This window comes from Bacteroidota bacterium (genome assembly GCA_034723125.1).
GTDB lineage: Bacteria > Bacteroidota > Bacteroidia > CAILMK01 > JAAYUY01 > JAYEOP01.
On sequence record JAYEOP010000593.1, the window covers coordinates 1 to 1,543 of the forward strand.

Annotated in this window: 1 protein-coding gene; it reads right to left on the minus strand. The window is 27.9% G+C overall.

Features of this window, described 5'->3' with window-relative positions; all coding sequences use genetic code 11:
• Positions 1-1,343: IS21 family transposase (gene istA, locus U9R42_14770; GenBank protein ID MEA3497288.1), on the minus strand; the 1,343-nt coding region annotated here is incomplete at its 3' end.
• Positions 1,344-1,543 lie beyond the last annotated feature (200 nt).

Sequence of the window (1,543 nt, forward strand, 5' to 3'; positions counted from 1 at the left end):
GCTGTCAAAAAAGTTAAATTTAATATTATAGGGACAAATTGTTCAAGATCAGTCACTGAATTATTTCTTACAATTTTTAATAATCCTCGAATTTGATCCCGCAAAATTTTAGGATTATTTTTTTCTATCCTATCAATAACTTCATCAAAATTTTTAATATCTTTCGATTCCTCCTTAATTTTTTTCTTAAGCTCAAATAACTTATCAGAATAATTTCTATAATGATTATTATTTATAAAACGCTTTCCCTTTTCATCTCCTAATTGATGCTCTGCAATTTTTATGTCTTCATCAATGCTAAATACTAAAAGCATCTTATTTTTTACAATTACATTAACGAAAGAGTTTTGATATTTTTGAGGTACAGAATATTTATTCCCTAAAAATGAAAGTAAACTAACTTTATCCACAAGTCTTTTTTTGTAACTCAATTCTTTAGATTTATAAATATTGCAAAGAGTAATTTCTTCTTTAAATAATGCAGACGGGGATTCATTTGTTATTGAGTGTATTTCATTATTTACACGACTTAACCAATCAGTAGATTTTATTCTAATATCTGCCAATGATAAAAACTTATCGCCATATAAAAAATCTTCCTTAACCTCTTTAACAGCTCGTTCAACTTTACCTTTACTTTCGGGATCGTACCCTTCACAAACTTGGGGTGTGAAATTATTTTCAAGAGCAAATTGATGAAATTTTTCATTCAACCAAACCTCTCGATACCTCTCATTTATTACAACAAGTTTAGTCTGATCATAAACATATTCTTTTGATTTATAACCAAAAAAAGTAAATGCTTCTGTATGAGATTTTATAAAATCTAAAGTATTAAATGGTCTATCCTGAAAATAAACATACTTCATTCTGCTAAATGAAAATATAAAAACTACAAAATAAATTTTATAATTATTACCATCTTCAAATTTAACTTTAGACTCTCCTGGATCAACTTGAACTTGTAGTCCTGGAGATGTTTCTATAGGCTCATAATAACGCTTTGAAGAACCTTTTTTTACTAAACTCATTTTTTGAACATAATTATGCAAAGCTCTTTTACCACAATTAAGAGAAGGATATTTTTCTTTCAATTTGCGATAAAGCTTGGTAATTCGCATTGAGGGGTAGGCTTCTAGTTGATCCTTTAAATATGCATTGTACTGATCGAATTCACTTACCCTTTGAACTGATATGAGTTTTGATAAATCGTTACTACCTGTTATTTTTAAATACTTTAAAACTGTTGTTTTAGAGATACCTAAATTTTTAGAAATACTCCGAATACTAAAACCTCTATCCGATAAAACTTTTATTGTATGATACACTTTAACCCCTTTCATTACAAACCCTTATTTTATTTAAAGAATATGAGTAAGTAATGTACCAATTTAAACTTCAATTAGTGTACCAATATAAACTTCCATTTACAATAGTAATCCACCCCTCGATAAAGCTAAAAAGTACATCAAAACCAAGAATTTGGAAGGAAATTTGCGTTTGTCTTTTCTGCAAATTGCATTACAAACTCGGAGATTTCAAC